Genomic DNA, 5,187 nt, shown 5'->3' on the forward strand with positions numbered 1-5,187 from the left:
AAATTAGATGCGGCTTAAAATTTGTCAATAAGAGCGCTTAAAATAGGTAAGACCAACCTTCAATAGACTGTTAGGGCCTGAAGTTTCATAAACTGCTCAACAGAAAAGTCATGAAGGTGCGAATACATAAGAGGCCAGAGGTAGCCCCTCAATTTGAGCCCGTATATAAGCTAGCATCTAAATTTATTTTAACTTTTTCTTTTTGACATTTACGGAGAGTCCATATAAGACCCTGGTTACTCCTATCCCAAGTGTATTAAATTAGTGATTGATTTTACTTGTTAAAATGATCATATTTTTAATGAAGTGGGTACTACAATTTTTTTAAGGATTTATGATGATTGAACAAGGCCAAGTACTCCCTGCAGTTACTCTGTCGCAGTTAACCGATGATGGTATGAAAACGCTGACTAACAATGATTTATTTGAAGGTAAAAAAGTCGTGTTATTTGCGGTGCCAGGTGCATTTACACCCACTTGTTCTAATGCCCACTTGCCTGAATTTATAACGCTTGCAGATAAAATTAAAGCAAAGGGCGTTGATGCCATTTATTGTGTATCAGTAAATGACGCGTTTGTAATGAAAGCATGGGGAGATTCACAAAATGCAGAAGAAATTTTAATGCTAGGTGATGGCGATGCTAGTTTTACTAAGGCATTAGGGCTTGATAAAGATACGGCTGGTTTTGGTGGGATCCGTTCAATGCGTTACGCTATGATAGTTGAAAATAGTGTCGTAATGGGTTTGTTTGTAGAGCAAGACAAAGAATTTGCTGTTAGCCGTGCTGAGGCTGTTCTAGAAAAGCTGTAGATTTAAATATTTCATGTGTTTAAGTGATATAAAACCCCGACTTTAACAATCGGGGTTTTCTTTTTATAATGCTATTTATGGCTTATATTGGCCGCTAATTGTTAAACCAGAAACGCGACTGTATGCGTTAATGCTAATATGCCATTTACCGGCTTGCGGGCTGCTAAATGTACATGTTTCTTCATTACCATCTTCATACGGGCGACAGTCATAACTTGAGGCTGTTGGCTGGCTACCAAATTTAACATGTAAATCAGCATCTCCACTACCGCCTGAGGTCGTTACTGTAAATGTAGACATGTTAGCAGGGACATCTAATGTGTAATGTTTCCATTGACCTGCACTAATATTTACATCACTTACAGAGCCACCACCAGCTTCCGGTTTAGTCGTATCTGTTCCGCCAGCAGCTGCAACGGCGGCGGCCGCATCAACAATACCTGTACCACAGTTAGTACAGCTTGCAGGGAATGAGCGGGTTGTTGATTTTAAAATATTTTCTATTTCATCAGGCGTCGCATTAGGCTTAGCTTGTTTAATAAGTGCAGCAACACCCGCTACATGTGGTGCAGCCATTGATGTGCCTTGCGAATAACTATAGCTGTCGCGTGAAGGGCTTGATGAACCTGTATTGTAGGTAGATAAAACACCTTCTGAGTCGTTTGCAAAACTTTGCGCGCCGCCAGGTGCTGCAACATCAATATTGCTTCCGTAATTAGAGTAATATGCACGACCACCGCTGCGACCTACAGCAGCAACATTTATTACACCATTACAGTTACCAGGGTTGTAGTTTGCTGAATTATCATTGTCGTTACCTGCGGCAATAACAACCACTGCACCGTTGCTTCGTGCCGCATTAATTGCGCTTTGAGTCGTAGAGCTACATGACCCGCTGCCACCTAAACTCATGTTAATAACATCGGCAGGGTTAGCGTTTGCTGGCACGCCAGATACATTACCGCCCGCTGCCCAAATAATACCATCAGCAATATCAGAAGTTAAACCACCACATTTACCTAATACACGCACTGGTACTACTTTGGCGTCGTAAGCAACACCTGCAACACCTTCACCATTATTAGTAACTGCGGCAACGGTGCCGGCTACATGAGTACCATGCCAGCTAGAGCTCTTAGCATCATTAGTGCCACATTCATTTGTTGCAACCGCATCACCAGGGTCGCGAGCATCGCTATCACGACCACCACCGTCATTTGCGACCGATAGATTTGAAATCATATCGTAACCTTGTAAAAGGTTTGCGTTTAAATCAGCATGAGGGCGATAACCTGTATCAAGTACTGCCACAACCACACCATTGCCTGTTGCGCTATCCCAAGCGGTAGGTAAATTTAGGCCACCTGCTTGCTCATAATAATGCCATTGATCATCAAAACGCGGATCATTAGGTGTCGAAAACGGCTGTAACATTTGATCAACTTCAATATACTCAACATTACCTGAGCCAATTAGATCTTGCATAAACTCTTGTGCTTCTTCTGCGTTGAGTTTTTTATCTGCACGTACTACATGATGGTTACTAAGTGCCATAGCGCGTACATATTTGCCCTTTACTTTCCCATTTTTGGAAGAGAAGCTTTTAACAAAATTTTGTGCTCGCTTATTCATGCTGGCAGAATCGGTATTTTCAGATGAAATATTTATCATGTCATTACTGTTATGTTGATATTTAATAATAAACTGTGTTTCAGCGCTATTTTGGCTTTGTAACTTTGCTGATGTTTCAGCCATTGAAGGCGCAAGCGCTTGAGCAGGGTTAGCCATACTTGATGTTGCTGTAAAGATTGTACTTACTGTTAATGCAATAACGCATTTTTTAAAGATTTTAGTTGTTGTCATAATTATCCCTAGTGTTATTAACTTTTACGCAGACTAAACCTGCGAGAAGGGAATTAAAGTAAACGATCTGTTAATGAAGTTAAAATATCATTTCATTATGTACCTGTTTAATTTGGTTATAACGAGAGTTTACAGTGCTTTTATAGTCATTTTGTTGTTTTAATACTCTTTTTAATAGTTTAAAAGTGTTGTTTATTTATACTTTTTCACTTTTAGTGAGTTAAATACATTTAATTTGTTGTGTAATTACTAATAATTAATTCGATACGTTGGACATGTTTAAATTTGCTATAATCGAAAAAAAATTTTAGTGAGATAAATTAATGGCCCAAGTAGATGTAATAGTAATAGGCGCGGGAGCTGCCGGATTAATGTGTGCGGCACAAGCAGGGTACCGAGGTCGAAGCGTTACTGTACTTGATATGGGTAAAAAACCCGGTCGTAAAATTTTAATAAGTGGTGGTGGGCGTTGTAATTTTACAAATAAAAATGCGAGTCCAGATAACTACTTATGCAGTAATGCACATTTTGTTAAATCGTGTTTAAGTCGCTATACCCAGCATGACTTTATTGAGCTGGTGGACAGACATGGTTTAGCTTATCACCATAAAACTCTTGGCCAGCTGTTTTGTGATAATAACGCACAAGACATTGTTAATATTTTACTGACCGAATGTGAGTGGGCTGGGGTAAATATCAAGTTACGTAGCGAAGTGATCAGCGTATCAAAAACTGATAATGGTTACTGCGTAGTGACCGAGCAAGAAACGCTTTACTGTGAGTCGTTAGTCATTGCATCGGGTGGTTTAACGATGCCTAAACTAGGTGCAACCCCAATTGGCTATAAAGTTGCTGAGCAGTTTGGCTTAAATGTATTGCCAACAATGGCTGCACTTGTGCCATTTACTTTGCATCAGCACGATAAAGATCGCTTTGAAGGGCTTTCGGGAATTAGTATCCCATGTGAAGTTTCAAGCGAAGACGGCACTGTATTTAAAGAAAATATTCTTTTTACACACCGTGGATTATCGGGACCTGCAATACTACAAATCAGCTCATTTTGGCGAGCAGGGCAAGCTATAACTATAAACTTACTACCTGAAATAGACTTAAGACAGCAACTTGCCAATTGGCGTGAAACGCAATCTCAAAAATCGTTAAAAAATAGCCTTGCGACTATTCTACCAAAGCGTTTTATAGAAATTCTTCATGAGAGTAAAGCCATTCCTGATTGTAATATTAACCAGCTTACACATACTCAAATAGATGAGTTAGTAAATTACATTCACGCTTGGCAAATTAAACCCAATAGCACAGAAGGATATAGAACAGCAGAAGTTACACTCGGTGGTGTAAACACTGACGAGCTAAGCTCTAAAACGTTTGAAGCTAAAAAAGCTAAAGGCCTATACTTTATAGGCGAAGTAACCGATGTAACGGGTTGGTTGGGGGGCTACAACTTTCAGTATGCGTGGAGCTGTGGCTTCGCAGCAGGGCAGTATTGTTAGCGGTTAAGCCATCATTCTAAAGTTACAAACTTTATTGTCGCTGCACATAAGTGTAACAATAAAAATGTTGAGGCTAAATAAAGAGCCTGCAACATTTGGATGATGTTGCTATTTATTAATGTTTTCTAAATGAAAGCTAAATGCCGCTGCATTAGGCCCTGAACCACCGCCAGTCATCACAATGTCAGCATTTTGAATACCAAAGAGGTTAATTTCGGTATTTATTTGTTGAATAATTGCTGAATTTATTACTTCACCTTCTTCGACTTGAGAGGCAACACCAATAAAAATACTTGGCTTAAATTGGAATCCCCCTTTTTGACTAGGTACAAGATTAGTTTTTGTCGCGAGTAATTTACCGTCGCGATAGATGTTGCCACTGATTGCACCAGTACTTAAATTGTTTTTAATTTCAACTTCCTGTGGAGATACTGCAGGTGTTGACGATAACTGCAACACATCACCAGAGGTATTTTTGACCATTTCAAAGGATTGACCTTCATAGGCATTCAATTCTGGTGAATAGTTACCATATGAATCACTTGCACAAACTTGAAATTGCAACGAATAATTAAAAGGGTGGTTATCGTTACGGCCACAATTTTGAATAACTCGCCAAGCAACAGCTAGTTCGTCAAAAGTTTCCGCGATGTTTTTTTGGAAAATAACCACTTCACTGTTATTTATATCGCTAGAGCGGTTGATAAAGTTTAATTTAATTATTTCTTGAGACATTTTGTATTTTCTCTTTTTAAGTTCAAGTATTAAGCACTATTGTTATGCAGCCACTAGGGCGTGTTGACCTTTTGTGATTGATTTTGCAGCAGTACGTTTGGTATTTAGGCAAGGCAGATCCTATGTCGTGTGGTTATTCCCCATAAACAGGCGATAACGCAGTATAAATGTCAAACCTCGCGCCGCGATTAAATAGTCCCTAGTTTGAACAAATTTTAATCCGCAAAGATCAACAGACCCTAGTTAAGAGGTTACACATTGGACCATAAT

The 5,187-nt window shown here is 39.3% G+C and carries 4 protein-coding genes; 2 read left to right on the top strand and 2 right to left on the bottom strand.

Annotated features, from left to right (window positions below; translation table 11 throughout):
* Positions 1-337 precede the first annotated feature (337 nt).
* Positions 338-811: a peroxiredoxin gene (locus CWB66_RS11865; protein ID WP_138585542.1), complete on the top strand. Its 474-nt coding sequence runs from the start codon at positions 338-340 to the stop codon at positions 809-811.
* Positions 812-886: 75 nt separating this feature from the next.
* Here the strand turns inward: CWB66_RS11865 and CWB66_RS11870 are convergent, their stop codons facing one another.
* A complete protein-coding gene (locus tag CWB66_RS11870; RefSeq protein WP_138585539.1) occupies positions 887-2,674 on the bottom strand; it encodes a S8 family peptidase in 1,788 nt (595 codons plus the stop codon).
* Between the two features lie 323 nt (positions 2,675-2,997).
* Here CWB66_RS11870 and CWB66_RS11875 point away from each other — a divergent pair, with 323 nt between their 5' ends.
* A complete protein-coding gene (locus tag CWB66_RS11875) occupies positions 2,998-4,182 on the top strand; it encodes a BaiN/RdsA family NAD(P)/FAD-dependent oxidoreductase (RefSeq protein WP_138585540.1) in 1,185 nt (394 codons plus the stop codon).
* 108 nt (positions 4,183-4,290) lie between these two features.
* Here CWB66_RS11875 and CWB66_RS11880 read toward each other — a convergent pair whose 3' ends face one another.
* Positions 4,291-4,917: a hypothetical protein gene (locus CWB66_RS11880; RefSeq protein WP_138585541.1), complete on the bottom strand. Its 627-nt coding sequence runs from the start codon at positions 4,915-4,917 to the stop codon at positions 4,291-4,293.
* Between the last annotated feature and the right edge of the window lie 270 nt (positions 4,918-5,187).

The organism is Pseudoalteromonas sp. S558, assembly GCF_005886635.1.
Taxonomy (GTDB): Bacteria; Pseudomonadota; Gammaproteobacteria; order Enterobacterales; family Alteromonadaceae; genus Pseudoalteromonas; species Pseudoalteromonas aliena.

What these genes read in the sequence shown, in the direction of transcription:
- CWB66_RS11870 (WP_138585539.1), bottom strand. Translation starts at nt 2,674, where the DNA reads ATGACAACAACTAAAATCTTTAAAAAATGCGTTATTGCATTAACAGTA.
- CWB66_RS11875 (WP_138585540.1), top strand. Translation starts at nt 2,998, where the DNA reads ATGGCCCAAGTAGATGTAATAGTAATAGGCGCGGGAGCTGCCGGATTA.
- CWB66_RS11865 (WP_138585542.1), top strand. Translation starts at nt 338, where the DNA reads ATGATTGAACAAGGCCAAGTACTCCCTGCAGTTACTCTGTCGCAGTTA.
- CWB66_RS11880 (WP_138585541.1), bottom strand. Translation starts at nt 4,917, where the DNA reads ATGTCTCAAGAAATAATTAAATTAAACTTTATCAACCGCTCTAGCGAT.